General features: G+C 66.2%; 20 protein-coding genes. 13 read left to right on the forward strand and 7 right to left on the reverse strand.

From position 1 onward, the window contains the following. Positions 1-26: 26 nt before the first annotated feature. A complete protein-coding gene (locus V6F88_RS18090; RefSeq protein WP_332611189.1) occupies positions 27-1310 on the forward strand; it encodes an HlyD family secretion protein in 1284 nt (427 codons plus the stop codon). Beyond that, the gene (locus V6F88_RS18095; protein WP_332611190.1) at positions 1307-3496 is read left to right on the forward strand and encodes a peptidase domain-containing ABC transporter; all 2190 of its coding nucleotides are present in this window, start codon (positions 1307-1309) and stop codon (positions 3494-3496) included. The genes V6F88_RS18090 and V6F88_RS18095 overlap by 4 nt, the downstream gene beginning before the upstream one ends. Here the strand turns inward: V6F88_RS18095 and V6F88_RS18100 are convergent. Further along, on the reverse strand, positions 3435-4073 hold the full coding sequence (locus V6F88_RS18100; RefSeq protein ID WP_332611191.1) for a response regulator transcription factor: 639 nt from the start codon (positions 4071-4073) through the stop codon (positions 3435-3437). The two genes, V6F88_RS18095 and V6F88_RS18100, sit on opposite strands and share 62 nt — an antisense overlap. After that, positions 4070-5890, reverse strand: coding sequence for an ATP-binding response regulator (locus tag V6F88_RS18105; protein WP_332611193.1), 1821 nt, complete (start codon positions 5888-5890; stop codon positions 4070-4072). Before V6F88_RS18105 ends, V6F88_RS18100 begins: the two co-directional genes overlap by 4 nt. 142 nt (positions 5891-6032) lie before the next feature. Between V6F88_RS18105 and V6F88_RS18110 the strand changes: the two genes are divergently transcribed. The 4 genes from V6F88_RS18110 to V6F88_RS18125 all read left to right on the forward strand — a co-directional run bounded on the left by V6F88_RS18110 (position 6033) and on the right by V6F88_RS18125 (position 13476). Continuing rightward, positions 6033-7886, forward strand: a complete 1854-nt coding sequence (locus V6F88_RS18110; RefSeq protein WP_332611195.1) for a methyl-accepting chemotaxis protein — start codon at positions 6033-6035, stop codon at positions 7884-7886. 204 nt (positions 7887-8090) lie between these two features. Continuing rightward, positions 8091-8996 (forward strand): alpha/beta fold hydrolase, encoded by a 906-nt coding sequence (locus V6F88_RS18115; protein WP_332611196.1) that lies wholly within the window; start codon positions 8091-8093, stop codon positions 8994-8996. 228 nt (positions 8997-9224) lie between these two features. Next, on the forward strand, positions 9225-10790 hold the full coding sequence (locus tag V6F88_RS18120) for a hypothetical protein (RefSeq protein ID WP_332611197.1): 1566 nt from the start codon (positions 9225-9227) through the stop codon (positions 10788-10790). A gap of 49 nt (positions 10791-10839) precedes the next feature. Then, positions 10840-13476 (forward strand): excinuclease ABC subunit UvrA, encoded by a 2637-nt coding sequence (locus V6F88_RS18125; RefSeq protein WP_332611198.1) that lies wholly within the window; start codon positions 10840-10842, stop codon positions 13474-13476. A 30-nt stretch (positions 13477-13506) separates the two neighbouring features. Here the strand turns inward: V6F88_RS18125 and V6F88_RS18130 are convergent, their stop codons facing one another. After that, positions 13507-14283, reverse strand: coding sequence for a bestrophin-like domain (locus V6F88_RS18130; RefSeq protein WP_332611200.1), 777 nt, complete (start codon positions 14281-14283; stop codon positions 13507-13509). A 143-nt stretch (positions 14284-14426) separates the two neighbouring features. Here V6F88_RS18130 and V6F88_RS18135 point away from each other — a divergent pair, with 143 nt between their 5' ends. Both V6F88_RS18135 and V6F88_RS18140 read left to right on the forward strand, forming a co-directional pair. Beyond that, positions 14427-15476, forward strand: a complete 1050-nt coding sequence (locus V6F88_RS18135; RefSeq protein WP_332611201.1) for an NADP(H)-dependent aldo-keto reductase — start codon at positions 14427-14429, stop codon at positions 15474-15476. 118 nt (positions 15477-15594) lie between these two features. Then, positions 15595-16203, forward strand: a complete 609-nt coding sequence (locus tag V6F88_RS18140) for a hypothetical protein (RefSeq protein WP_332611202.1) — start codon at positions 15595-15597, stop codon at positions 16201-16203. A gap of 130 nt (positions 16204-16333) precedes the next feature. Here V6F88_RS18140 and V6F88_RS18145 read toward each other — a convergent pair whose 3' ends face one another. After that, positions 16334-17149, reverse strand: a complete 816-nt coding sequence (locus tag V6F88_RS18145) for a metallophosphoesterase (RefSeq protein ID WP_332611204.1) — start codon at positions 17147-17149, stop codon at positions 16334-16336. Positions 17150-17253: 104 nt separating this feature from the next. Between V6F88_RS18145 and V6F88_RS18150 the strand changes: the two genes are divergently transcribed. The 5 genes from V6F88_RS18150 (at position 17254) to V6F88_RS18170 (ending at position 21586) form a co-directional block, all read left to right on the forward strand. Further along, on the forward strand, positions 17254-17673 hold the full coding sequence (locus tag V6F88_RS18150; protein ID WP_332611206.1) for a lysozyme inhibitor LprI family protein: 420 nt from the start codon (positions 17254-17256) through the stop codon (positions 17671-17673). Next, positions 17670-18311 (forward strand): DNA-3-methyladenine glycosylase I, encoded by a 642-nt coding sequence (locus V6F88_RS18155; protein ID WP_332611207.1) that lies wholly within the window; start codon positions 17670-17672, stop codon positions 18309-18311. The genes V6F88_RS18150 and V6F88_RS18155 overlap by 4 nt, the downstream gene beginning before the upstream one ends. 144 nt (positions 18312-18455) lie before the next feature. Beyond that, positions 18456-19730, forward strand: coding sequence for an NAD(P)/FAD-dependent oxidoreductase (locus V6F88_RS18160; RefSeq protein ID WP_332611208.1), 1275 nt, complete (start codon positions 18456-18458; stop codon positions 19728-19730). Then, complete coding sequence (locus tag V6F88_RS18165; protein ID WP_332611209.1) at positions 19727-20536, forward strand: DUF1365 domain-containing protein; 810 nt, start codon at positions 19727-19729, stop codon at positions 20534-20536. Before V6F88_RS18160 ends, V6F88_RS18165 begins: the two co-directional genes overlap by 4 nt. 72 nt (positions 20537-20608) lie before the next feature. After that, the gene (locus V6F88_RS18170; protein WP_332611210.1) at positions 20609-21586 is read left to right on the forward strand and encodes a MarR family winged helix-turn-helix transcriptional regulator; all 978 of its coding nucleotides are present in this window, start codon (positions 20609-20611) and stop codon (positions 21584-21586) included. A 40-nt stretch (positions 21587-21626) separates the two neighbouring features. Here V6F88_RS18170 and V6F88_RS18175 read toward each other — a convergent pair whose 3' ends face one another. From V6F88_RS18175 to V6F88_RS18185, 3 genes are read right to left on the reverse strand one after another with little or no spacing between them, the layout of a single operon-like run. Beyond that, positions 21627-22322 carry a pentapeptide repeat-containing protein gene (locus V6F88_RS18175; RefSeq protein WP_332611212.1) on the reverse strand — a complete coding sequence of 232 codons (696 nt, stop codon included), beginning with the start codon at positions 22320-22322 and terminating at the stop codon, positions 21627-21629. Positions 22323-22342: 20 nt separating this feature from the next. Next, a complete protein-coding gene (locus V6F88_RS18180; RefSeq protein WP_332611214.1) occupies positions 22343-22993 on the reverse strand; it encodes a response regulator in 651 nt (216 codons plus the stop codon). A 55-nt stretch (positions 22994-23048) separates the two neighbouring features. Then, complete coding sequence (locus V6F88_RS18185; RefSeq protein ID WP_332611216.1) at positions 23049-26333, reverse strand: hybrid sensor histidine kinase/response regulator; 3285 nt, start codon at positions 26331-26333, stop codon at positions 23049-23051. Between the last annotated feature and the right edge of the window lie 5 nt (positions 26334-26338).

Genomic DNA, 26338 nt, shown 5'->3' on the forward strand with positions numbered 1-26338 from the left:
CGCATTCTCTTCTGGCCCGACCTGCCGTGTCGCTCTATCGCAAACAAGCCCTGGCCGCGCAACGCACCGCGCCGCTGGGCGATATCGTCCTGATCCGGCCGGTGTCGTTCGCGCTGGTTACGGCGGCGCTGGGCGGCTTTGTGCTGCTGGTCTGCCTGTTCTTGGCCTTTGGCACCTACACCAAGCGCGCCACGGTCAGCGGCCAGCTGGCCCCGGATACGGGCCTGCTGAAGCTGTACGTGCGCGAGGCCGGTGTGGTGCTTGAAAGGCGGGGGCGGGAAGGCCAGCATGTGGACGCGGGTGATGTGCTGTACGTGGTGTCCGGCGACCGGCAAAGCGCCATGGGCGACACGCAGCAAGTCATCAGCGGGCAGATCCGTCAGCGGCAGGAAAGCCTGCGCGTCGCGCGTCAGAAAACGTTGTTGCTGCAACAGGGCGAACGCGATCTGCTGATGGCGGGTGTGGCGGGCCTGCGCGCGCAACTGGCCGCCATCGACAGCCAGATCGATGGCCAGCGCGCCCGCATCAAACTGGCCGAAGACAGCGCCCAGCGCTATCGCAACCTGATGGACAAGGGCTATCTGTCGCCCGAGGAATCCGACGCGAAGCGGGCCGAACTGCTAGAGCAGCGCAACCAGTTGCAGGCGCTGCTGCGCGATCGCATCGGCCTGGGGCTGGACCTGTCCACACGGCAGGCCGCGTTGGCCGACCTGGGCTTGCGCCAGCAGAATCAGCTGGCGCAGCTGGACCGCGACCTGGCGGGCGTGGAAGTGGAGTTGACGCAAAGCGAAGCGCGGCGCCAGACCGTGATCACCGCCCCGCAAGCCGGCATGCTGACGGCGGTGACGGCCGACGTGGGCCAGGCGGTGGACACGGCGCGGCCGCTGGCCACCATCGTGCCGGACGGCGCGACGCTGGTCGCCGAACTGTATGCGCCCAGCCGCGCGGTGGGCTTTGTGGCGCCGGGCGACCCGGTGCTGATGCGCTTTGCCGCCTACCCCTACCAGACTTACGGCCAACAAGCGGGCGTGGTGCAGAACGTGACGCATAGCGCCTTGCCGCAATGGCAGTTGCACGATGGGGCAAGCGGCGACGGCAACACCGCGGGCAGCAACAACGCCAACGTCGGTGGCCCGGGCGAACCGATGTATCGCATCACCGTGTCGCTGGAAACCCCGGCGCGCGGTCCCGATGGGAAGCCGCTGGCACTGCGCCCCGGCATGCGCCTGGACGCCGACCTGTTGCAGCAGACGCGGCGGCTTTATCAATGGGCCATCGACCCCGCCCACCAGCTGGCGGGAAAACTATGACGATGCTTGAACGCCTGACGCTGGGCGTCAAACGCCGCGTGCCGCGCATCTTGCAGACCGAGGCGGCCGAATGCGGGCTGGCCTGCGTGGGCATGATCGCCGGCTTTCATGGGCATCACCAAAGCCTGGCCAGCCTGCGGGGCCGCTTTCCGGTGTCGCTGTCGGGTTCCACGTTGGCCACGCTGATCCATGTGGCCAGCCAGCTGGGCCTGGCCTCGCGCCCGGTCAAGGCGGGGCTGGGCGCGCTGGGCAAACTGTCGCTGCCGTGCATCCTGCATTGGGAGTTCAACCACTTTGTGGTGCTGACCGCCATCAACGGGCGCTGGGCCACGCTGATCGATCCGGCGCGCGGCACCCGCAAGGTCGCCATCAGCGAGCTGTCGGCGTCGTACACCGGCGTGGCCCTGGAACTTTGGCCCACGCCGGATTTCGTGACCGCGCAAGAGGCGCGGCCCGTGCGGCTGCGCGAGCTGACCGGACGCATCTCGGGCCTGGGCGCGGCGTTTTCGCAAGTGCTGCTGCTGGCGCTGGCGCTGGAAGTGCTGACGGTGGTGCAGCCGTTCTTTCTGCAATGGGTGGTGGACCACGTGCTGAACACCGGCGACCGCGACCTGTTGACCACGCTTGCGCTGGCCTTCGGGCTGTTGATGGTGATGCTGCAACTGACCTCGGTGGCGCGCAGCTGGATGCTGCTGTACATGGGCACGACGCTAAACCTGCAATGGCGCACCAACGTCTTCACGCATCTGCTGCGCTTGCCGGTCGGCTACTTTGAACGGCGTCACCTGGGTGACATCGTGTCGCGCTTTGGCGCCATCGACGCCATCCAGCGCACCGTCACCACGTCGTTCCTGGAAGCCTTGCTGGACGGCATGGTCATGGTGATTACGTTGGTGCTGATGTTTCTGTACAGCCCGCCGCTGGCGTGGATTGCGGTGGGGGCAATGGCGCTGTACGGGCTTGCGCGCTGGGCCGGCTACGCGTCGCTGCGCTACGCCACCGAAGAACACATCGTGCACGCCGCGAAAGAGCAGTCGCACTTTCTGGAAACGGTGCGAGGCGTCAAGGCCATCAAGCTGTTCCAGCATCAGGACGACCGCCGATCACGCTGGCTGGCCTTGCTGGTCAATGACATCAACGCCGACCTGCGCGTGCAGAAATGGACGCTGTTTTTTCGCACGTTCAATGGCTTGCTGTTCGGGCTGTCGTCCATCGCCATTCTGTGGGCGGGCGCGCGGCTGGTGCTGAACGGCCAGTTCACCGTGGGCGCCTTGCTGGCGTTCATCGTCTACAAGACGCTGTTCGACAAGCGCGTGGCGGCGCTGCTGGACAAGCTGGTGGACGTGAAGATGCTGCGGCTGCAAGGCGAGCGGCTGGCCGATATCGTGCGCGAAGCGCCCGAGGCCATCGACGAAACGCCGCGCGACACGCCGGACGCCGGCACGGACGTGCGCCCGCCCGTGATCGAGGTGCGCAACCTGCGGTTTCGCTACAGCCCGCATGAACCCTATGTGCTGGACGGTGTCAGCCTGCGCATCGAGTCGGGCGAATCCGTTGCCATCACCGGCCCGTCCGGCGGCGGCAAGACCACGCTGGTCAACATCCTGCTGGGCATTCTGACGCCGACCGATGGCGAAGTGTTGGTGGATGGCTCTCCGGTGCGCGGTCCGGGCGCGGCATCACTGCGCAAGATGGCCGGCACCGTGTTGCAGGACGACGTGCTGTTTGCCGGGTCCATCGGCGAGAACATCAGCTTTTTCGATCCGCGTTTCGATGCCGATCGCGCGCAACGCTGCGCCCGCATCGCCGCCGTTCACGACGATATCGTCGCCATGCCCATGGGCTACAACACGCTGGTGGGCGACATGGGCACGGTGCTGTCGGGCGGCCAGAAGCAGCGCGTGTTGCTGGCGCGGGCGCTGTACAAGCAGCCGTCCGTGCTGTTCCTGGACGAGGCCACCAGCCACCTGGACATCGACCGTGAGCGCGTGGTCAACACGGCGATTGCGCGGCTGGCCATGACGCGTGTGATCGTTGCGCATCGGCCGGACACCATCGCCGCCGCCGGTCGCGAGATATCGCTGGTGGATGGAAAGATTGCCGCCGACAGCGGGCGGCGCGGCCCTACGCCGGGCGGCCGAACACGCCGCCGCGCCGAGCCACTAGCGTCGCCTGTGTGCGATTAAGCACGCCGAGCGCGGCCAGGATGGCCGACACGTGCGTCTTCACGGTTTTTTCCGTCATGCTCAAACGCTCGGAGATTTCCTTGTTGCGCAAGCCGTCGCACATCAGCCGCAACACTTCCTGCTGACGCGGCGTCAGCGTGCGCAGCAGCGCCGCTTCGTCCTGCGTGGTGGCGGCGTCGCCGCCGGCGGTTGAGCGGCACGTGGGCCGGGACGCGTCGTTGATGGCATCCAGCGCGGCCACCAGTTCCTGGCAACTGGCCGACTTGTTCATGAAGGCCTGCGCGCCGGCTTCCATGGCGCGGCGCCGGTCTTCGGGATCTTCAGACGCGGACAGCACCAGTACGCGCAATTGCGAACGCACCTGGCGCATGCGCCGTAGCAGTTGTGCACCAGCGATATCCGGTAAGTAGTAGTCCATTATTACATTCGTAATGTCGTCGTGGCGGGCCAGTACGTCCAGCGCGTCGCGGCCATTGGCGGCCGGATGCAGCGTCAACGTGGGCAGTGCGTTGGCCAGGGCCAGCGCCAGGGCTTCACGAAACATCGCGTGGTCGTCGACCAGCAGTACGGCCGTCATTCGGTGTCTCCGGGGGAAGCGTTGGCGTGCGCCGTTTGCAGCAGCGCGGCCACGCGCTCGCGCAGCGCCTGCACCGCAACGGGCTTGTGCAGCAAAGGGATGCCACGGTCGGCGGCTTCGGCCAGGCGGGCGGGGTCCGTGTCGCCGCTGACCAGCAGGGCGGGCAAGTCCGGGTCGTTGTATTCCTCGCGCAGCCGCTCGATGACGTGGATGCCCGTCTCGTGGTCGCGCAAGCGATAGTCGCTGACGATAAGCGATGGGCGTTCGGCCAGCGGCAGCACCCGTTCAAACAAGGCATTACCGCTGGTGGCGCCAATGACGCGGCAGCCCCAGCTTTCAAACAGCATCGTCAGGCCAGCCAGGTTTTGCGCGTCGTCGTCCACCAGCAGCACCAACTGTTCGTGCAAGACGGATTCGCTGGCCGTCGCGCGCGCATCGGACGGCGCGGCGATGACGTGGGACAAGCCCGCCTGGGCCGGGTCCGCGATGGGAGTCGTCAACATGAACGCGGTGCCGCGACCCGCCTGCGAATGCAGCGCCAGCGGATGCCCCAGCAGCTTGGCGGTGCGGCGCACGATGGCCAGGCCCAGCCCCAGGCCCTTGCTGCGATCACGTTCGGGGTTGCCCAACTGGTGGAATTCCCAGAACACGCGCTCTTGCTCGGCCGCCGGAATTCCCTCGCCGTTGTCCCACACTTCAATGCGCAGCTGGCCCGCCACGCGGCGGCAGCCGATCAACACGCGCCCGCCGGTGGTGTGGGTGATGGCGTTGCTGACCAGGTTGCGCAGGATGCGTTCCAGCAGCACCGGGTCGGACCAGATGCAGGCCGAACACGCGCGCACGCGTAGCGACATACCTTTTTCCCGGGCTTGCGGCGCGTACTCGGCGCGCAACTGGTCCAGCAGGGGGTTCAGCGCAAAGCCTTGCCAGCGCGGCTCGATCACGCCGGCATCCAGCCGCGACAGGTTCAGCAGGGCATCGAACAATTGCCCCATGGCGGCCATGGCGCTGCCGATGTTATCCACCAGATAGTGACCGTGGCGTGACAGCGGTTCGTTCGTCAGCAGACCCAGGAACAGGTTGACCGCGTGCACGGGTTGGCGCAGGTCGTGGCTGGCGGCGGCCAGGAAGCGAGATTTTTCCAGGTCGCTGCGTTCGGCGGCAATCTTTTCCTGGCGCACCTGTTCCAGCAGCGCCAGGTTTTCATACCCCAACCGCAGGGCGTCCAGATGCGTGCGGTTCATGCGGTGAATGAAAGCCAGCGTGGCGACCAGGTAAGCCAGGCCGCCCGTGACCAGCGCCAGGTGGATGGCCGAGGGCTGCGCGGCCAAGGCGATGAACATGGGCGCGAAGGCGGGCACCTCGAACGCGTACATCACCGGCAACAGCATGTAGTTCGAGTAAATGGCGCCGGTGCCCAGCCCGAACAGAATGACGATGAAGAACAGCTGGTATTCCAGCGGCACGAACAGCGTCCAGTAGGCAAAGGGCAGGCCCCACAGCAGGCCGGAAGCCAGGTTGCCCACCAGCATGCGACGCAGCCAGCGCTGGGCGGCGTCGGGCTCAGTGCGATGGTGGTCGTAGGCGATGACGGCGGCCAGGCGCAACACGCCGACCACTAATGTGGCAACTATCCACCACAGCACTTCATGCAGCGGTAATACGTTGTGCAAGGCGTAGGCCGCGAAGCAGGCCGTGATCAGCGAGCCCGCCAGCGCGAAGGGAAAGCTACGACGCAAGGCGTCGATCTGCACCTGCTTGATGCGGGCGCTGTAGCTCAGGGTGGCGGAAGGGGTTAGGCCGAGGGTGGGCTGCACCGGCGGATTTTAGACCGATTGCACGGCGCCCGGCTAAAGTCCCCGCCGTGCATGCCGTAAGCCCAAACGTGGCCCCCTGTTTCGTGGGGGGGGCCGCGTACCCGTGCCGTCCGGCATGGGCTGTGGCAGTAAGAAGGCAAGAATGAAAATCACCTCGTTGCGCAACCGTATTCTATTGATCACCTGCTTTACCGTCGTAGGCGCCCTGGTTTTGTCGGGCATCACTACCTACCAGATCGTGCGCAGCAACATGATGGCAACCATCTCGGGCAACCTGGATGCGATTGCGGCCGGCAATGCCAGCGCCATCGAGCGCTGGTCGGCGGACAAGGCGCAGGCGGTTTCCGCCACCGCCGCCGTTGTGGAAAAGGGCGACCCGCGCGGTCTGACCAAGCTGATGGGCGAGACCAACGGCTTTCCCATTTCGACGATAGGCTGGTCCGACAAGACGTTTTTCTCGACGACGCAAACCGCCGCCGACTACGACCCCACCGCGCGGCCCTGGTACAAGAGCGCGGTGGCGGCGGGCAAGCTGACCGTGACCAAGCCGTACGGCGACTCGGGCACCGGCAAGCTGTACGTGGCGTTCACCGCGCCGATGGTGCGCGGCGGGCAGACGGTGGGCGTGCTGAGCGGCGCGGTGCCGCTGGACGGCATCCAAAGCATCATCCGCGCGATCCGTCCCACGCCGTCCAGCCTGGCATTCGTGGTGGCGACCGATGGCCAGGTCATCTCGCACGTGAACGACAAGCTGGCGTTGAAGCCGTCCACCGACGTGGCCCCGGAACTGACCCCGGCGGCGCTCACCGCCATGGCGCAAGACGGCGCCGATCCCATCATGGTCAGCCTGGACGGCCAGAAAAAGCTGCTGAAGGCGCGCCGCATTCCCGGCACCGACTGGTCGCTGGTGATTGCGCTGGACAGCGCCGAAGCCACGGCGGGCCTGACGCAGGTGCTGAACGCCACGCTGATTTCGCTGGTGGTGCTGACCCTGGTGGCCGTGGGCATTGCCAGTGTGGTGACGTCGCGCGCCTTCAAGCGCCTGTCGGCCGTGCGCGACGCCATGGACACCATCGGCTCGGGCGACGGCGACATGACGCATCGGCTGGACGTGGTCGGGCACGACGAGGTGGCCCAGATCTCGGCGTCGTTCAACGCGTTTGTGGACAAAATCAGCCATGTGATGCTGGACGTGCGCACGGGCGTGCATTCGATGTCGGCCGCCACGCGCGAAATCGACATGGGTAACCGCGACCTGTCGCAGCGCACGGAAACGTCGGCCGGCTCGTTGCAGGAAACGTCGTCGGCGTTGACGCAGATGACCTCCAGCGTGCGCCAGACCGAAGAGGCCGCCGAACACGCCAAGCGCCTGGCCACGGAAGCCAGCGTGGCCGCCGAGCGCGGCGGCAAGGTGGTGACGGACGCGGTGACGACGATGAGCGCGATTTCGCAGTCGTCGCAACGCATCACCGAAATTATCAGCGTGATCGACAGCATTGCGTTCCAGACGAACATCCTGGCGTTGAACGCGGCCGTGGAAGCGGCACGCGCGGGCGAGCAGGGCCGGGGCTTTGCGGTGGTGGCGGGCGAAGTGCGCACGCTGGCGCAACGCAGCGCCGCGTCGGCCCAGGAAATCCGCACGCTGATCCAGGCGTCGGTTGAAAACGTCAAGAGCGGCACGGAACGCGTGCAGGCGGCGGGCTCGACCATGAGCGAAATCGTGGATGGCATTGCCCGCGTGCAGCGCCTGGTCAACGAGATTCACGGCGCGATGACCGAGCAAGCCGTCGGCATCAGCCAGATCGACCGCAGCGTGGCGGACATGGACCAGGCGACGCAGCAGAACGCGGCGCTGGTGGAAGAGTCCGCCGCCGCCTCGGCCATGTTGAGCGACCAGGCGCGCGCGCTGGCCGACACGGTGGGCCTGTTCAAGCTGCGCGGCGACGCGCACGGCGGCCAGCCGGGCACGATGCTGGCGCTGCCGCGCGGGGCGTAAAGCGGGCAGGGCTGGGCAGCGCCGGCAAGCCTGCGGCGGCTGGCACTTGGCAAGCGTCCCGGCAGGCATCCCGGCAGGCATCCCGGCGGGCATCGCCACAGGTTCGCGCCGGGTAAGCCAGGTTCGAATTGCGCCGAGGGAGTTGCCCGGCGGCGCGGTTGGCAGCAGAATCCGTCATACCGTGATCGAACAAGGGATGGATGAATGATGGCCGCCGCCAACGCCGTAACGCCGCAGGATGTGATGATTCCCACCGCCCATGGCCGCATCCACGCCAGGTACTGGTCGGGCGCCGGCGCCGCGGCATCGGGCGCAGCACAATCGGGCGCCGCTGCGTCGGGCGCCGTTGCGTCGGGCGCCGTTGCGTCGGGCGCCGCGGCATCGGGCGCCGCCCAATCGGACCGCGCCACGCCGATCGTGCTGTTGCATGATTCCCTGGGCAGCGTCGGCCTGTGGCGCGACTTCCCCGCGAATCTTGCCGCCGCCACCGGCCGCGCCGTCATCGCTTACGACCGCCTGGGCTTTGGCGAGTCGGACCCGCACCCCGGCACGCTGAACGCCGACTTCGTTTTCGACGAAGCGCAGGACGCCTTCGCCGCGCTGGCCCGGCACTTTGACCTGTCACGTTTCATCGCCTTCGGCCATAGCGTGGGCGGGGGCATGGCGGTTGCCATCGCTGCCGCGTATCCCCAGGCCTGCGTGGGCGTCATCACCGAATCCGCCCAGCAGTTCGTGGAAGACCGCACGCTGGCCGGCATCCGCGAGGCCGGCGTACAGTTCCGCGACCCCGCCCAGCTTGAACGCCTGAAGCGCTACCACGGCGACAAGGCGCAATGGGTGCTGGACGCCTGGGTGCACACCTGGCAATCGGCGGAATTCGCCGATTGGAATCTGGACGACACCCTGCCGCGCGTACACGCACCGTTTTTGGCCATCCACGGCGAAAACGACGAGTACGGGTCAATGCGCCATCCTGAAAAATTCGTGGCCCTGGCCGGCGGGCCGTCGCGGATGCTGGCGCTGGCCGGTTGCGGCCACGTGCCGCATCGTGAAAACGAAGCGGTGGTGCTGGAAGCCGTGCAGTCCTTCCTGGCTCGGCACAAGCTCTGACCGGCTGAAGCGGCGCGGGTCGCCGCGGGGATAGTTCCAGGCGTTTCGGCCGGATTTGTCGCGGCCCTTTCGCCCGTCTTGCCGGACTTGCGCCGCCCCTTCGGCCCCTTCAGCCCCTTCAGCCCCTGGCGCGGTTAATTTCTCTAGGCGCCTGCCGTTAACGCGTTAGCAGTTCCAACAAGAATTCAGACAAAAACCCGGGCAGGCACTGCCCACTGCGGACGCCCCATGACCCTCATCAGCTCGTTGGCAGGCGCGACCGGCGTCGCCCCGCTCAGTACCCCCGTTACGGTGATCCGCGCGGGGCAGACCATCGCCCCGGTCGCGACGTCGCCTGACGCCACGGCGTCCTCCCGATCGTCTGTCGTGATGCTGGGCCAAGGCGCCTTCCCCGCCGCCGGCTCGGTCTACGACGAGACCGGGACCGTGCCGGACGCGCTGGCCGTTGCCATGACCAAGTCCGTGGATGCGCGCACCCGTGTCGCCCCGTTCGCCGAGGTGGGCGCGGCGGTGCTGAACCGCTTTCGCACTGACGGTGCCGGTCATTCCCAGTGGATGCCGTCCACGCGCGTGGTGGCATCGGCACAGGCGCCCGCCAACGCCGGCCCGTTGTCCGAAGCCGATCTGCGGCCTGACAACGCGGTGTCATTGCGCATCGACACCGCCAGCGGCGTCAAGGTGCAGGTCACCTTGCAAAGCGGCAACGAAGGCATGTCGGTGCAGATCGACGTGGCCGAGGGCGAATTGAACGAAGACGAACGCCGCGCCATCGCCGCCCTGTCCGGTGCGTTCCAGGATGCGCTGGACGGCCTGGCCGAAGTGCCGCCGCGCTGGTCGGTGACGACGCTGGCCAACGGCAGTTCGCCATTGCTGTCCTCGATCAGCCTGCGCCAGACGCGCATGGTGGACGGCGCGGAGCAAACCGTCGATTTCCGGGCGGACGCCAAGCAAAAGAGCCTGACCGTGTCCAGCGTGATGGGCGCGGTCAAGGTGGATGTGGACCTGACCAAACCGCTTGCCCTGGGCTCGGCCCAGCAACAGTCGGCGGCGGTTGCCAAGTACTTGCAGCAATTTGATCGCGCCCAGCGTCGGGGCTCGGGCGACGAGGCGTTGATGAGCACTTTCAAAGACGTGTTCTCGTCCATGCACGGCAGCTACGGCGCCGCCCAGGTCCCGGCGGCCGACACCACCACGCGCCGCTTGCCGGCCGGTGATGCGCATCGCAGCCTGTTGTCGGGCCTGGCGGATTTCTCGGCCTCGATCGAGCAGGTGCGCGGCGCCATCAACCCGGCGAAGCCCAAGGAAATCGACGGGTTTTCGTTCCAGGCGTCGCAAAGCAGCCAGGTGTCGGGCAAGGTCGCTTGGGACCTGGCGATGTCGCAGACGCAGCAGTCCACGTTGACGGCCAGCTATCACCGGTCGTTGTCGCCGGACGTGCAGCTGGCGCTGAGCGCCGATGAGAAGACGCAGAACTACCTCTACTTCCAGATTCATGACACGACCAGCAGCAAGACGGACGTGAGCTATCAGGAAGGCGTGCTGGCTACCGCAACGCTGAACGATTCGAGCACGCAAAGCACGCAGGTGTCCAAGTACGTCAAGGGCAAGCTGCTGGACCAATCGTTCGTGCCGTCGTCCCAATCGCACTCACGCAACCTGATGTCGCTGGTGCGGGCGGCGAAGCTGGACGAAATAGAGAACGACCCGATGACGCCGCGTGACCAGGCCGACGAGGTCCTGCGCCGCAAGTATCTGGACCTGGCGCATCAGGCGGCGGACTTGCGGATGGGGTGATCGATCCCGCGTCTGGATCGGCGCGCAAGGTGTCCTTTACTATGGCTGCATGAGCCCACGAAAGACACCCGCCAAACCCCGCGCCGACGCCTGCATCCGCGTACGCGGCGCACGTGAACACAATCTGAAGAACGTCGATGTGGATATCCCGAGAGACGCGCTGGTCGTGTTTTCCGGGGTGTCCGGATCGGGCAAATCGTCGCTGGCCTTCGGCACGCTGTACGCCGAAGCGCAGCGGCGTTATCTGGAATCGTTGTCGCCCTATGCGCGGCGCCTGATCGATCAGGTGGGCGTGCCGGACGTGGACGCCATCGAGGGGCTGCCGCCGGCGGTGGCGCTGCAACAGCAACGCGGCACGCCCAACGTGCGCTCCACGGTGGGCAGCGTGACGACGCTGTCCAGCATGTTGCGCATGCTGTATTCGCGGGCCGGCACCTACCCGGCCGACCAGCCCATGCTGTACGCCGAGGACTTCTCGCCCAACACGCCGCAGGGCGCCTGCCCCAATTGTCATGGCCTGGGCTACGTGTACGACGTGACCGAAGCGTCCATGGTGCCCGACCCGTCGTTGACCATCCGAGAGCGCGCGATCGCGTCATGGCCGCCGGCCTGGCACGGCCAGAACCTGCGCGACATCCTGGTCACGCTGGGCTACAACGTCGACATCCCGTGGCGCGACCTGAAAAAGAAAGACCGCGACTGGATCCTGTACACCGACGAGCAGCCCACCGTGCCGGTCTACGCGGGCTTCACGCCGGCCGAAACCCGCGCCGCCTTGCGCGCCAAGCAGGAACCCAGCTACATGGGCACCTACACGGGCGCGCGCCGCTACGTGATGCACACGTTCGCCACCACGCAAAGCGCGATGATGAAAAAGCGCGTGGCCCGCTTCATGACGGGCGCGGCGTGCCCCGTATGCGATGGCCGTCGCCTGAAGCCCGAAGCCCTGTCGGTGACCTTTGCCGGCATGGACATCGGCAGCCTGTCGCGCCTGCCGCTGGCCCGTATCGCCGAGGTGCTTGCGCCCGCCGCGCGCGGCGAGTTCGATGCGCCCGCCACGGCCGGCGCGCGCAGCCGCGCCACCACCCGCAAGGACAACGCGCGCCGCGTCGCGGCGGGCGGCCTGGCGCACGCGGGCAGCACCGATGTGCGCCGCACGCCCGACCTGTCACTGGAAAAGCGCATTGCCGCGCAACGCATTGCGCATGACCTGGTCGAGCGTATTGGCACCTTGCAGGCGCTGGGCCTGGGATATTTGGCGATGGACCGCGCCACGCCGACGCTGTCGCCAGGCGAGCTGCAACGGCTGCGCCTGGCCACGCAGATACGCTCCAACCTGTTCGGCGTGGTGTATGTGCTGGACGAACCCTCGGCCGGTCTGCACCCCGCCGATGGCCAGGCGCTGCATCGCGCGCTGGACCAACTGAAAGACGCGGGCAATACCCTGTTTGTCGTCGAGCATGATCTGGACACCCTGCGCCGCGCCGACTGGCTGGTGGACGTAGGCCCGGGCGCGGGTCAGCATGGCGGCCAGGTGCTGTACAGCGGGCCGCCGGCAGGCTTGAAGAAGGTGCCCGAGTCGTTGACGGCGCGCTATCTGTTCAACGCCGCGCCGGCCGCCAGGGCCGCCGTGCGCGAGCCCTCCGGGTGGCTGTCGTTGCGCGGCATCCATCGCAACAACCTGCACGGCATCGACGCGCGTTTTCCGCTGGGCGCGTTCACGGCGGTGACGGGGGTTTCGGGTTCGGGCAAGTCCAGCCTGGTCAGCCAGGCGCTGGTCGAACTGATCGGCGAGCACCTGGGGCAGGAGCCGGTCACGGAAGAGCCCGAGGGCGATCTGCCGCGGGCCGATGGCCCGCCGCGCACGACGGGCCGCATCGACGCGGGCGCCGACGCCATCAAGCGTCTGGTCAACGTGGACCAGAAGCCCATCGGCCGCACGCCGCGTTCCAACCTGGCAACCTACACCGGCCTGTTCGACCACGTGCGAAAACTATTCGCGGACACCCGCGCCGCCAAGTCGCGGCGTTATGGGGCGGGCCGCTTTTCGTTCAACGTGGCGCAAGGCCGCTGCGACACCTGCGAAGGCGAAGGCTTCGTGCATGTTGAACTGCTGTTCATGCCCAGCGTGTACGCGCCATGCCCGGTCTGCCACGGCAGCCGCTACAACGCCAAGACGCTGGAAATCGAATGGAATGGCCGCAACATCGCCCAGGTGCTGGCGATGACGGTGGACGAAGCGCTGGCGTTCTTCAAGGACGAACCGGCGGTCCAACGCCCGCTGTCCCTGTTGCACGAGATCGGACTGGGCTATCTACGCCTGGGGCAACCCGCCACCGAGCTGTCCGGCGGCGAAGCGCAGCGCATCAAACTGGCCACCGAACTGCAACGCAGCCAGCGCGGCAACACGCTCTACGTGCTGGACGAACCCACCACCGGGCTGCACGCGGCCGATGTCGACAAGCTGATGGCGCAACTGCATGGCTTGGTGGATGCGGGCAACACGGTCGTCGTCGTGGAACACGACCTGCGCGTGGTCGCCAACAGCGACTGGATGATAGACGTGGGCCCCGGCGCGGGCGAGGAAGGCGGCCGCATCGTGGCCGAAGGCGCCCCGGCGCACGTCAGCCGGGCAGGCAAGGGCGCCACGGCGCCGTTCCTGAAACGGGTGCTGGCGGGCGGTTGATGCCGGGGGGAACCCCGGAAATCTTCCGCGCTACAACTCGCTTTCCAGCGTCTTCTGCATGCGTTCCATGCTTTCCTGGCTGACCTGGATCACCCCTGTGCCGGGTTGGTCGATGTCGACGATGAAGGTCAGTACCAGGGCGATCAGCGCGGCGAACAGGCCGGTGGATACCAGCCGTCTTCGGTTGTGCAGGCCGGTGCCGTAGGCGATGAAACCGACGGCGCCGATGCTGACGATGAACAGCAGGTAGAACACCGGTTCGGGCACATGGTTTTCCAGGGCGACGCGGCGCTTTTCGTTGACCTGGGCCATCTCGTTGATGGCCTGGATGAACATGATGGTGGCGATGGCGGGCGGGTTGTCGGCGCTGGCGGCGGTGATGGCGCGGATCTGGCGTTCGATGCGGCGGGTGGTGACGTTGGCGGCGTCAAAGCGTTGGCTGTCGTTTTCGGCGTCGTGCAGTTCCAGCGCCGCGCGGATGTATTCCAGCAGCAGTGGCGGGATCTTTTCGCGGGCGGCGGGCGCGATCAGCTGGGAACGCCAGTACGCGTTGCCGATGGCGTTGGCCTCTTCCAGTACCAGGTTCTTGCGCGCCTCGAAGCGCGTGACCGACATGGCGAACGTAAAGCCCAGCAGCAGGGCCAGCAATCCCAGCAGGGCGGTTTGCAGTGCGCTGATGTGCGTCTTGTGCGCTTCATCCGCCGGCTTGCGCTGTTTGCGGCCAAGCAGGAAGCAAAGCTCGATCACGCCCAGGAGCACGATGACGCCAATGAAGAACAGATAGGACTCGTTGAAATTCCTGAGCATGGCGCTCCCCGACGGACAGTCGCCAGCGTATGCGGATTGCCTGGCCGCGGCAAGATCTGATATGCCCCGGCCTGTCAGCGAAACGCCAACATCTTGCGGTAAGGTGTCGACTTTCCCCTATCAAGACCCGCACGGAGCAGAACTTGAAAACCCGCAAACTCGGCCGTACCGACCTGGATGTCAGCCTGATTGGATTGGGCACCATGACCTGGGGCGAACAAAATACCGAGGCCGACGCCCATCAACAACTGGATTACGCGCTGTCGCGCGGCGTGAACCTGGTGGACGTGGCCGAGATGTACCCGGTGCCGCCCAAGCCCGAAACGCAAGGGCTGACCGAAACCTATATCGGCACGTGGCTGGCGCGCACCAAGCGCCGTCAGGACATCGTGCTGGCCAGCAAGGTGGCGGGCCCGGTGCGTGACCCCAAGCGCCCCGGCCACATCCGCGACGGCAAGACTTTTCTGGACCGCAAGAACCTGACCGAAGCGCTGGACGCCAGCCTGAAGCGCTTGCAGACGGACTATCTGGACCTGTATCAGCTGCATTGGCCCGACCGCACAACCGCCACCTTCGGCCAGCTGAACTACCCGTGGGTCCAGGACGAGCACACCGTGCCGATCGAGGAAACCCTGTCCGTGCTTCAGGACTTCGTGCGCGCGGGCAAGGTGCGCCACGTGGGCGTGTCCAACGAAACGCCGTGGGGCCTGTCGCAGTTCCTGCGGCATGCAGACACCCGGAACCTGCCGCGCGTGGTGTCGATCCAGAACGCGTACAGCCTCTTGAACCGGGTGTTTGAAATCGGCCTGTCGGAATTCACGCATCACGAAGACGTGGGCCTGCTGGCGTATTCGCCCTTGGCGATGGGCATGCTTTGCGGCAAGTACCTGAACGGCGCCCGGCCCGAGGGCGCGCGTCTGACGCGCTACACGCGTTTCACGCGCTACAGCAATCCGCAGGCCGAAGCGGCCACCGCCGAGTACGTGGCGGTGGCGCGCGAGCACGGCGTGTCGCCCACGCACCTGGCCCTGGCTTTTGTGAATCAGCGCCCGTTCGTGACCAGCAATTTGATCGGGGCAACAACGCTGGAACAGCTTAAGGAAAACATCGACAGCGTCGATGTGACGCTGTCGCCTGAAGTGTTGAAGGCGATTGACGCCATTCACGTGCGCTACCCGAACCCGGCACCCTGATTGTGACGGCCGCCGGGGCGTGTTGCGCCGGCGGCTTACCTGCATGCTGGTAAGCCCGCGTCATGCATCCTGACCGGCATTCCGCGCCCCTGACCTGCATCACGCAGCCCTGACCGCCATGCAACGCATCCTGACGACCTTGCTTCTGTCCGCGCTTGCCATCCTGGCGGCGGGCTGCGCGTCCACCAAGACCTATACCGAAAACGTCTCCACGTTGATGGTGTCGTCCGACACCAAGACCTTTGCGGTGCTGGGGCCGCAATACCACTACTTGTTCGACATGCCGCCGCCGATGGCGCAGGCGCTGACGTCCGACTTCCGGTCGCGGCTGACGGCCGTGGTGCTGCGCGACTTCCACGTGGGCGCCGATGGCCTTACCTGGGGATACGTGCGCTTGCAGCTGACGGCCGCGGCCACCCCGCGTGACCGCGAGCAGGCGCTGGCCATGCACTTTGGCACCACCAAAGAGGGGCTGGTCTATTTCACGCACCACTTGAAGGGCAAGCGCTACGTGGCGCGCCCGGGCACGCCCGGCGCGGCGCAGGCCGGCGGGGCCACGTCCACCGCGCTGGACCAGACCTATCGCGTGACGGTGCAGGACTCGCAAGCCAGCGCCGACGCCATGCGGCTGCTGTCACCCGTGGCGTTCGTGGCGGGCACGGGCTTTGTGTTGGCGAATCCGGCCGTGGTGTTGTTCGCATTGCCGGTGGCAGGGCTGGAGCCGTAGGGGGCCACGGCTAATGGGGGACGAACTGCCCCCACGTTGCGCCGACTTACGGGTTCTCTGGCCGCCACCCGGCTCAGGCATCCGCCTGATGACATCTGCATCGAACAGGACCCGGTAGTTGCCGCCAGCTTCAAGTTTCAGCGGGCACTTGCCACAGGCGGTCAGGCTGGAAGTCGGCTTGTTCGCCTTTCTTGGCGTAGCCCAGCGGGTTGGCCACGACGCGGCAGCCGTCTTTGACGTAGTCGTGCGCGCAATGCAGGTGGCCGTGCATCCAGCAGTCGGCCAACGGCAGCAGCGCATCAAGCGCATTGCAGAACCCGGCGGTGCCGGGCGTGACGCCATAGCGCGGGTCGGCGCTGGCCAGCGTGGGGGCGAAGTGCGTGATGGCCAGGGTGGCGCCGTTGAACGGCGTGCGCAGCGTGTCGCTCAGCCATTGCTGGCAGGCCAGGCCTTGTTCACGCATTTGCTCGGCCATGAAGGGGCCGCCGTTGCGGCGCATCTGCGCCTTTTCCAGATAGAAGTCAGCGGCGCGAAACGCCTTGGCGCGCTTGGCCAGCGCGACGCCCAGGGTGTCGGTGTCGGCGGCCAGCGCGTCAAAGTCCGTCCACAGCGTGGTGCCCACCAGGCGCACGCCATCGATCACGCAGGTTTCGCGTTCCAGCCACCGGATGTCCAGCGCGTGGCAAAGTTCGCGCAGGCGTTCGTGGGCCTCGTCGAAATCCAGGTTGTCGTATTCGTGGTTGCCGGGCACGAACACCACGGGCGTGGGCCACCCGTTGCGCGGGGAGTAGCTGCCCAGGCCGAAATCGTTGCTGGCCAGCTTGGAACCCTGGCGGTACGAACCGATGTCGCCGGCCAGGACCAGCAGGTCGGCCCCGGGTATGGGACTTGCGACAAAAGTCGGGTCGGTTTCCAGGTGCAGGTCAGAGAGCAATTGAATTTTCATGAGCAATATCTTAGGCCACCTGGCCGGCGCCTGACATGCGCGCAAGGGCCCATCCGTGCGACACTTTCCCATCCGACTCGCTACAGACAAACAGGAGAACGCCCATGCGTATCGCGATCGCCACGGCCGCCGCGCTGCTGCTGGCCGCCAGCGCCCACGCGCAGCCGCAACCCATTCCGCTTAAATGCGGCAAGGGCTCTACGCAGACTGACATGAACTTGTGCGCCGACCAGGCTTATCGCCAGTCCGACAAACATTTGAATGAAGCCTACCGCAGCGTCATCGACCGTCTGAAAGACGACAGCACCAAGACCACTCAATTGCAGGCCGCGCAAAAGGCGTGGCTGTTTTTTCGCGATGCGGAATGTGCGTTTTCGTCGGGCGGCGCCACGGGGGGAAGCATCTACCCCATGGTCTTGAGCCAGTGCCTGGACAAGCTGACGCAGGCGCGCACCAAAGAACTGCGCGGCTACCTCAAGTGCGAAGAGGGCGACACCAGTTGCCCGGTGCCCGGCAAGCAATGACCGAGGTGTGCGCGCTGGAACCGGCGGGCCTGATTCTGGATGCCCACGGCGCGCCGCGCTGTTTCTGGCAGCCGTCCATGCCCGACTATCACGACCACGAATGGGGCCGCCCCGTGGGCAGCGACCGCCGGCTGTACGAAAAGATCTGCCTGGAAGGCTTTCAGGCGGGCATGGCCTGGATCACCATTCTGCGCAAGCGCGAGGCCTTTCGCGAGGCGTTCGACGATTTCGACTTCGAACGCGTCGCGCGCTACACCGACCGGGATGTGGAACGGCTGATGGCCAACCCGGGCATCGTGCGCAACCGGGCCAAGATCGTTTCCACCATCAACAACGCGCGCCGCGCCGTGGACCTTGCGCTTGAAACCGGGTCCCTGGCGGGTTGGCTGTGGCGGCATGAGCCGCCCGCCACCGAGCGTCCGAGGACGGTGGACCTGGCCTACTGGAACGGCAACCCCACGTCCGCCGCATCGGCCACGCTATCGAAGGCCCTGAAAAAGCGCGGCTGGACGTTCGTGGGGCCGACCACGATGTACGCCTTCATGCAGGCGGTGGGCATGGTCAACGACCACATGAGCGGCTGCGTGTGCCATGCCGCCGTGCAGGCCGCGCGTGCGCAATTTCACCGGCCGGCCTGATCGGACAGGCCGGTTTTTCCTTTGCGGGCATCCTCCCAATCGGCTGTCTTGATGGTTTAATCGGGCCTCAACGGATCCCAACAAGGCGGCGCCATGGTGACCCTTACGTCGACGGCCCCGGATGCCCAGCCGGCGCCACGCACCATGGCTCTGCTTGCCGCGGGCAGCCGCATCGCCGTGATCGGCGGCGGCGTGGCGGGGCTGAGCGCGGCATGGCTGCTGTCCGAGAAATTTTCGGTGACCTTGTTCGAAGCGCGGGAACGCGTCGGCGGCCACACCAATACCGTTGACGCCCGGGTGGGCGACATCACCCATCCGGTGGACACCGGCTTTCTGGTGCACAACGACCTGACATACCCGCACCTGATCCGCTTGTTCAAGCATCTGTCGATTCCGGTGCATGCCAGCGACATGACGTTCAGTGTGTCGCTGACCCAGCCCGACCTGGAATGGGCCGGCACCAACCTGAACACCGTCTTCGCGCAGCGCCGCAACCTGTTGCGGCCGGCCTTTCTGGGCATGCTGCGAGACATTCTGCGTTTCAACCGCCACGCCGCTGCCTATCTGGCGCGCAGCGGGCCGCATGCGCTGCTGGGCGATCTGCTGGACGCCGAGGGCTATGGCCAGGCGATGCGCGACTGGTATCTGCTGCCCATGGCGGGCGCCATCTGGTCCACGCCGCCCAGCATGGTGCTGGCGCAGCCGGCCCGCACGTTCCTGTCGTTCTGCCTGAACCACCGCTTGTTGCAGGTGGCGGGGCGGCCGCAATGGAAAACGGTTGAAGGTGGCGCGCAGCGTTACGTGCAAGCGATGCTGCCGCGCATCGCGCAGGTGCGCGTGGCCAGCCCGGTGCACACCGTCAAGCGCGTGGCCGACGGTGTGCAGGTGCGCACCGCGGGCCACGTTGATGACTTCGACGCGGTGGTGCTGGCGTGCCACGCGCCCACGTCGCTGGCGATGCTGGATGCCACCGAGGCCGAGCGCGATGTGCTGTCGCGCGTGCGCTATCAGCCCAATCTGGCCGTGCTGCATACCGACACCGCGCTGCTGCCGCGTCGCCGGGCGGTGTGGTCGGCCTGGAATTATCTGGCTGGCCCGTCGCCCGATGCGCCCATGTCGGTCAGCTACCTGCTCAATCACTTGCAGCCGCTGCCGTTCAAGCAACCCGTGATCGTCACGCTGAACCCACGGCAGGAACCGGCGCCCGGCACCGTGCTGGGTCGCTACGATTACGAACATCCCATTCTGGACGCCGACGCGGTGCTGGCGCAGGCGCGCCTGCCCGACATCCAGGGCCGTGCGCGCGTATGGTTCTGCGGCGCCTGGACGGGCTACGGCTTTCATGAGGACGGGCTGGCGTCCGCCATCCGCGTGGCGGCGGACTTGGGCGTGATGCCGCCGTGGGACGTCGCGCCATGAACGCGGACGGCTTGATCGAACTGATGCGCGCCCGCGTGCTGCACGCGCGCACGCGGCCGGTGTCGCACCGTTTTACCTACCGGGTGTTCTGTCTGCGCCTGCGCATCGATCAAGCCCCGCGTTATGACGGCCGCGCGTCGTGGTTGTTCGGCGTGAATCGTCGACGCCCGGTGGCGTTTCATTTTGCCGACCATGGCGCGCGCGACGGTGGCGACCCGATGGCGTGGTTGCAATCGCGGCTGGACATCGCGGGCGCGGATATCGACGTCGGCGCGGTGTGGTTGCAGTGCTTTCCGCGCCTGTTCGGCCACGTCTTCAACCCCGTCAGCTTCTGGCACGTGCACGACACCCACGGGGATCTGCGGGCGCTGGTGGCCGAGGTCAACAACACCTTTGGCGAGCGCCATCAATACGTGCTGCGCGCGCCCGACGGCGGCGTCATTCAGGATGGCCAGGTGCTGCAAAGCGACAAGGCGTTTCACGTGTCGCCGTTTTGCGTAGTGACCGGCGTCTACCGGTTTCGCGTTGAACACCGCAACGGCACGCACGCTGCCATCATTGATTACCACGACGACCCCGCCGAACCCCAGCCGCTGCTGCACACCGCGATTCGGGGACCCAGCGCGCCGTTGACCACGGCGTCGTTGCTGCGCGCGGTGGGGGCGATGCCGTTCATGACGCTGGGCGTGGTGCTGCGCATCCATTGGCAGGCATTGCGCTTGTTTCTGTTGAAGGTGCCGTTTCATCGCAAACCGCCCGCGCCCGCCACCGAAGTGACGGCTGCGCCGCCGCGCAAGCATCCCTGACATTCCCCATTGATTTGGTTGCGATCCGCAATTATATTGGTTGCGAACCGCAACTGTTAAGTGGGGCGTGCCATGGACCTGACCGACTTTCCCCCTCAATCCCGCGAGGAGACCATCCGCGACCTGCGGGAGTTTTCCCGCAAACTGGTACGCGAACTCGGCTTCATGCGCACGTCGCTGGCGGGCAGCGAACTGGCCCCGTCGGCCGTGCACGCCATCATCGAAATCGGCTTGCAGCCGGGCATCCAGGCGCGCGACCTTGCGGTCATTCTGCGGCTGGACAAGTCCAACACCAGCCGGCAACTGGCCAAGCTGGAATCCGCCGGGCTGGTGGCACGCGAGGTCGATAGCGCCGATGCGCGATCCTCAAAGCTGACACTGACGGATGCCGGGCTGGCGCTGCGCGTGCGCATCGACCAATTCGCCACCGATCAGGTATCGCACGCGCTGCGCCGGATGACGCCTGACGACCAGCAATCGCTGATCCGCTTCATGTCGCTGTATGCGGATGCGTTATCGCGCGAAAACCCGAACGTGGCGCCGGCCGCCTTGGCCATCGACGAGCTGATCGTCGAAGGCTACGGGCCGGGTTGCATCGGCGACATTGCCAGCCTGCACGCGCGCTACTACGCACGGGCATCGGGCTTTGGCGTCTACTTTGAACGCAAGGTGGCAACGGAGCTGGCGGCGTTTGCCGAAACCCTGCCCGATCGCGGCAAGGGTATGTGGCGATACGCCGAAGCCGGGCCGGGCGGGCGCACGCTGGCGTCCATCGTCATCGACGGCGACGTCGCGGCAGGGCAGGCGCATCTGCGTTGGTTCATCGTGGACGATGCGCTGCGCGGCATGGGCGTGGGGCGGGCGCTGCTGGCGCGCGCGCTGGCGTTTGCCGACGCGCACTACCGCGAAACTTATTTGTGGACCTTCAAGGGGCTGGACGCCGCGCGTCATTTGTACGACGACGCGGGCTTTGTGCTGACGGATGAATCCGAAGGCCGGCAGTGGGGCAGCGTGGTGGTGGAACAGCGCTTTGCGCGCCGCCGGCCATGATGCGGGTAGGCAGCGCGCTGCGTTGCGCTTGGATCACCGCTTAGATCACGCTGATGCGCAATTCCGCCAGCAACGCCGCCGCTTGCGTCTTGGAAATGGTGGCGCCGGCCAACCTGGCGGCGGCGGTCAGGTCGATGCCGTTCAGATCCACTTCGCGCAGGTCCGCGCCTTCGAAGCGCACATTTTTCAGGTTGGCATTGCGCAGGCTGCCGCCGTGAAAAACGGTGTCGCGAAAATCACTGCCGGCCAGATCCGCGTCGGAAAAGTCCAGCTGCATGATGTTCGATTTGCGAAACGACACAGCGCGCAGCAGCGCGCCGACCAGCAGGCATTCTTCCAGGCTCCAGCCCAGGCAGGCGATGCCGTCGAAGTCGGACCCGGTCAGCTTGCAGCCTTGGAAGCGGGCGGCGGCCAGGCGCGCGCGGCGCCAGTTGGCGTTGTTCAGGTCGCAGTGTTGGAAAACCGCGTCGCTTGCGTCCGCCGACGCAAAGTTGGCCTGGCCGCCCCGGCAGCGTAGCCAGGTGGTGTCGGCCAGCGTGGCGCCCTGAAACGACGCACCCGCGATGGCGCAACCCGTGAAGCGCGCGCCGCGCATGTCCAGCCGGGAAAAATCAGCGTGTTGAAAGTCGCAGTCTTCGAATGACAGCGGCTGGCCCGCCGCTTGTTCGATCAGTGCCTGCATGGTGTTGCGGTCCACGTCCTGGCCGGCCGCGGTGTGAATCAGGTCTTGCGTCATGCGTGTTGTCTCGGGTTTGCCTACTGGAATATTTCGCTTTCCACGCAGAAGGCGACCAGTTCCTGGTCGGTTTGCACGTTCAGCTTGCGCATGGCGGATATTTTTTGTCCGCTGACGGTCTTGACGCTGCGCTTGAGTGTCTCGGCCACCTGCATCATGGATTCACCACGAATGAAATGGCGCAGCACTTCGAACTCTTTGGGCGACAGGCTGTTGATGCGTTCGCCGATGAATTTGCTGCGCGAATCCACCGTGCCATCGCGCTGGAATCCAGGAGGATAGTACTTGCGCCCCGCTTGCAGCGTGCGCAGCGCCGTGACAATTTCAGCCAGGTTGTCGCGCTTGAGCACGACGGCGGCAACCCCCGCGTCGTACATGGCCGAGATGATCATGGGGTTGGACACCATGGTCAGCACCACCACTTGGGTCTTGGGAAACCGCCGCGTCAGGAACTTGACCAGGCGGATGCCGTCGCCATAGGTTTCGTCGCCGGGCATGGAATAGTCGGTGATGACGACATGGGGAAGGTCGTGGGTCAGGTGGTCGACCAGCGCCGTCGGGCTGTCGAGCAGGCCGGTGACTTCAACGCTAAGATCCTTTTCCAGCAGATCCCGCATGCCTGCGAGCACCAGCGGGTGATCGTCGGCGAGGACAATTCTAAGTCGTTCCATTCTGGGGCGCCGTGGGGTGAACGTGGGGGTGATCGGGCTCATTCTGTACCAAGACTCAGACTTGAGCCAGCAGGTTCCTCAGGGCTTGCATCAGCCTGACCGTTTCCTGGAACACGGCATCGTCACCGCCGTCGCGCCTGAGCTTGACCTCGATCGCTTGAAAATCAGATGACAGTGTTGTCATTTTGACCATCACCAGCGCGCCACGCATCCGATGCATCGTCTGCAACGCGGCGGGAACGTCGCGGCGGGCGATTGCCTGATCCAGATTGTTCAGGTCGCTGTCCATCGTGTCCAGGAACAGCCGGCGGTACTTGGCGGGCACCAGCGGTTCGGGCGGCAAGGCGTCGGCGGGGGCGGGCACCTCGGGTTCTTCGGGGGGCGAGGGCTCGGCGGTATCGGGTTGCGCCGGCGTGATGCCGCCCAAGTGGCGGCGCAGCGCGCTCAATTCGATGGGTTTGACCAGCCACGAATTCATGCCCGCGGCCATGCAACGCGCTTCTTCATCGCGCATCGCGTTGGCGGTCACGCCGATGATGGGCTGCGCAAAGCCGCGCGTGCGCAGCTCGCCCGTCAGTTCGTATCCGTTCATCTTGGGCATGTTGACGTCGGTCAGCAGTACGTCGTAGTACGCCATGTTCCACATCGACAGCGCTTCGGCGCCGTTGCCCGCTACCGTCACGGTGCAACCCAGCTGCTCCAGCTGATGGCGCAAGGTGGCTTGGTTGATGGGGTTGTCCTCGGCGACCAGCACGCGCAGGTTCAGGGGTTCCAGGGGGGCGTTGGCGGCGGGTTCGGCCGGCACCGGCGGGTCGCCACGCAACAGGCGCGAAATGCCGAAGCCGATGCTGTCCAGGTCGTGCCCGTCGACCTGCACCGGCATGCCCGTGGCGGATTCGCGCGGGTCGCCGGCCGACAGGAAATGGCCGATCCAGTTGGCGGGCGGCGCTTCGGAATCGCCCAAGATGTCCAGCAGCACGTCGTCGGCCTCGCCGGGGCCCAGGGGCGTGGGCGCGGGCTGGGCGACCGCGCCCCAGCGGGCCAGCCACTGGCAGACGTTGTCGGTCAGTTCGCGGTGCGGGCTGCGGACCACGATGCGGATGCCGCGCAGGTCGGGCTCGTCGATGGGCGGGCCGTCGGCGGGCTGTAGCGCCAGGTCCAGCGAGAAGCTGCTGCCCAGGCCCAGTTCGCTGGTCAGCCGGATATCGCTGTCCATCAGCTTGGCCAGGCGCGCGCAGATCGACAGCCCGATGCCCGCGCCGCGCACGGTGTGGCTGGCGCTGTCGATCTGGTAGAAGGGGCTGAAAAGCTGGGCCTGGTCTTCCTTGTCGATGCCGATGCCGGTGTCCACCACTTGCAGCGTCAGCACCTGTGCGCCATCGGCGCGCTCGGCGCCGCGCAGCCGCACGATGACATGGCCCGATTCGGTGAACTTGATGGCGTTGCTGAGCAAATTGCTGAGGATCTGCCGGATGCGCACGGGGTCGCCGGTGACCCAGGGCGCCACCGAATCGTCCACGCTGGCAAACAGCAGCAGCCCTTTTTGCCGGGCCAGCGCGGCGAATGACCGCGTGCAGCTTTCCACTAGTTCGCGCGGTCGGAACAAGGTGGATTCCAGCGCCAGCTGGCCGGATTCGATCTTGGTGATATCCAGGATGTCGCTGATCAACTGCAACAGGATCACGGACGAATTCTGGATGCGTTCAAGGTGCTGGCGCTGTTCGGCGTTCAGTTCGGTCATGCCCATCAGTTCCAACGTACCCAGCACGCCATACAACGGCGTGCGGATTTCGTGGCTCATGGTGGCGAGGAAGGTGGATTTCGCTTCGCTGGCCTTATCGGCGTCGCGTTTGGCCTGCGCCAGCGCGCGCTCGATTTCGGCGCGCGCGCTGATGTCGGCAAAGGCGCACAGCACCACGTCCTGCTTTTTGTAGCGCGTGGGCGAATAGGCCACGTACAGCGGCCGGCCGTCGTCGGCGTGAAAGGTTTCGATATTGCCGGGCTGGGACGCGTTCAGCACCTGGTCCAGCAAGGGGCGGGCAGCGGGCGAATCGCGCAGGCCCTGGCCGGTGGCCGCGCCCAGCCATTCCAGCGCCAGGCTGTTGGCGAACAGCACGTCGCCATTGGCGCGCGCCAGCACGCATAGCGCGATGGGAGCCGTCTGGATCAGCGTGCGGTTGAATTCCTCGCTTTCGGCGATATCGCGGTGGGCGCTTTGCGCCGGCTCGATCACGCGCCGGGTGTACCAGCGCTGATAGCCGATGCCGCCCGCCAGGCTCAACAGCAACATCAGCGCGGCGCTGATGGGAAGCCACAGGTTGTCTTCGAAGAAATTGCGGTAGGTGACGCGGTAGCGCGCCGTCCAGATGCCGGTGGGGTCCGACACTTGCAGGATCAGCCCTCCCGCCGTGGCGCGCAGGCCGCTGTGGTCAACGTTGGGCACGGGGCCGTCGCCGATCATCAGGCCGATGTCGCGATGCGACAGCCAGAACCCGTCGTACTGGATAGACGGCAGCGCGCGATCGTAAATGTTGATGCGGCGCCGGCTGAACAAAGTGGCCACATACAAATCGGGCTGCCCGCCCGCGCGGTTGGCCCAGGCGGACCCGGTCAGGCCCGCCGGCATCATGCCCACCATGCGGTCGGGTAGCCCGGCGGGCGGAAACCAGCGAATTTCGGCGTGTGCCGTGCCCACGCCAGAGGCCGGCGCGTTCAAGGTTGCGGATGCCTTGTCGTCACCGCCCTTGGCAAGCTGCGTCCGGACGGCATCGTTGACCAGCAGCAGGGTGTCTTCCACCAGCGGTTCGCCGTAGCCCGGCTTGACGTTGATGGCGGGTACGGCGACGCCCACGCTGTCGCTGCGGTTGACCAGGAAGGCCGCGGCGGCGGGAAAGTACGAATTGGCCCAGAAGGTGCTGTAGAAGTCCGCGAAGTAGCCCGCGGCCGCGGGCACAGGGCTGTCGGCGACCGGGCATTCGGCCGGATAGGCGCAGAAAAGCGAAAAGGGCATGGCGACCAGCGCGTGCTGGCCGCGATAGACGCGCATGCCCGGTCGGGTGGAATCCAGGGGCGTGGACAACTCGGTGTGGTCGACCGGCGGCCGGCCATCCAGGCGCTGGCTTTCTTTGCTGAACTGCTTCAGGAAAAGCTCTTGTTCGTGGATGTACCCCACCAACACGGCGAAGTCCATCAACAGGCGGTCTTCTTCCTGCTTGATGATGCGCTGGGCGCCCCACAGCAGCGCGCCGATCAAGATAAGAGCAATGGGCAGGATGCCGAACAGCGCGATATTCAGCCGTCGTGAAGTGCGTGCAATCCTGCTAAACGGCGTTTCCTGCATACGCG

The organism is Achromobacter sp. ESBL13, from assembly GCF_036668755.1.
In the GTDB taxonomy this organism is placed as follows: Bacteria; Pseudomonadota; Gammaproteobacteria; order Burkholderiales; family Burkholderiaceae_B; genus Achromobacter.

Bases quoted from the DNA above. Each gene is read 5' to 3' on its own strand.
- V6F88_RS18175 (WP_332611212.1), bottom strand. From the start codon at position 22,322: ATGACGCAAGACCTGATTCACACCGCGGCCGGCCAGGACGTGGACCGC.
- V6F88_RS18150 (WP_332611206.1), top strand. From the start codon at position 17,254: ATGCGTATCGCGATCGCCACGGCCGCCGCGCTGCTGCTGGCCGCCAGC.
- V6F88_RS18165 (WP_332611209.1), top strand. From the start codon at position 19,727: ATGAACGCGGACGGCTTGATCGAACTGATGCGCGCCCGCGTGCTGCAC.
- V6F88_RS18160 (WP_332611208.1), top strand. From the start codon at position 18,456: ATGGCTCTGCTTGCCGCGGGCAGCCGCATCGCCGTGATCGGCGGCGGC.
- V6F88_RS18115 (WP_332611196.1), top strand. From the start codon at position 8,091: ATGATGGCCGCCGCCAACGCCGTAACGCCGCAGGATGTGATGATTCCC.
- V6F88_RS18120 (WP_332611197.1), top strand. From the start codon at position 9,225: ATGACCCTCATCAGCTCGTTGGCAGGCGCGACCGGCGTCGCCCCGCTC.
- V6F88_RS18125 (WP_332611198.1), top strand. From the start codon at position 10,840: ATGAGCCCACGAAAGACACCCGCCAAACCCCGCGCCGACGCCTGCATC.
- V6F88_RS18110 (WP_332611195.1), top strand. From the start codon at position 6,033: ATGAAAATCACCTCGTTGCGCAACCGTATTCTATTGATCACCTGCTTT.
- V6F88_RS18185 (WP_332611216.1), bottom strand. From the start codon at position 26,333: ATGCAGGAAACGCCGTTTAGCAGGATTGCACGCACTTCACGACGGCTG.
- V6F88_RS18130 (WP_332611200.1), bottom strand. From the start codon at position 14,283: ATGCTCAGGAATTTCAACGAGTCCTATCTGTTCTTCATTGGCGTCATC.
- V6F88_RS18140 (WP_332611202.1), top strand. From the start codon at position 15,595: ATGCAACGCATCCTGACGACCTTGCTTCTGTCCGCGCTTGCCATCCTG.
- V6F88_RS18095 (WP_332611190.1), top strand. From the start codon at position 1,307: ATGACGATGCTTGAACGCCTGACGCTGGGCGTCAAACGCCGCGTGCCG.
- V6F88_RS18155 (WP_332611207.1), top strand. From the start codon at position 17,670: ATGACCGAGGTGTGCGCGCTGGAACCGGCGGGCCTGATTCTGGATGCC.
- V6F88_RS18170 (WP_332611210.1), top strand. From the start codon at position 20,609: ATGGACCTGACCGACTTTCCCCCTCAATCCCGCGAGGAGACCATCCGC.
- V6F88_RS18180 (WP_332611214.1), bottom strand. From the start codon at position 22,993: ATGGAACGACTTAGAATTGTCCTCGCCGACGATCACCCGCTGGTGCTC.
- V6F88_RS18145 (WP_332611204.1), bottom strand. From the start codon at position 17,149: ATGAAAATTCAATTGCTCTCTGACCTGCACCTGGAAACCGACCCGACT.
- V6F88_RS18100 (WP_332611191.1), bottom strand. From the start codon at position 4,073: ATGACGGCCGTACTGCTGGTCGACGACCACGCGATGTTTCGTGAAGCC.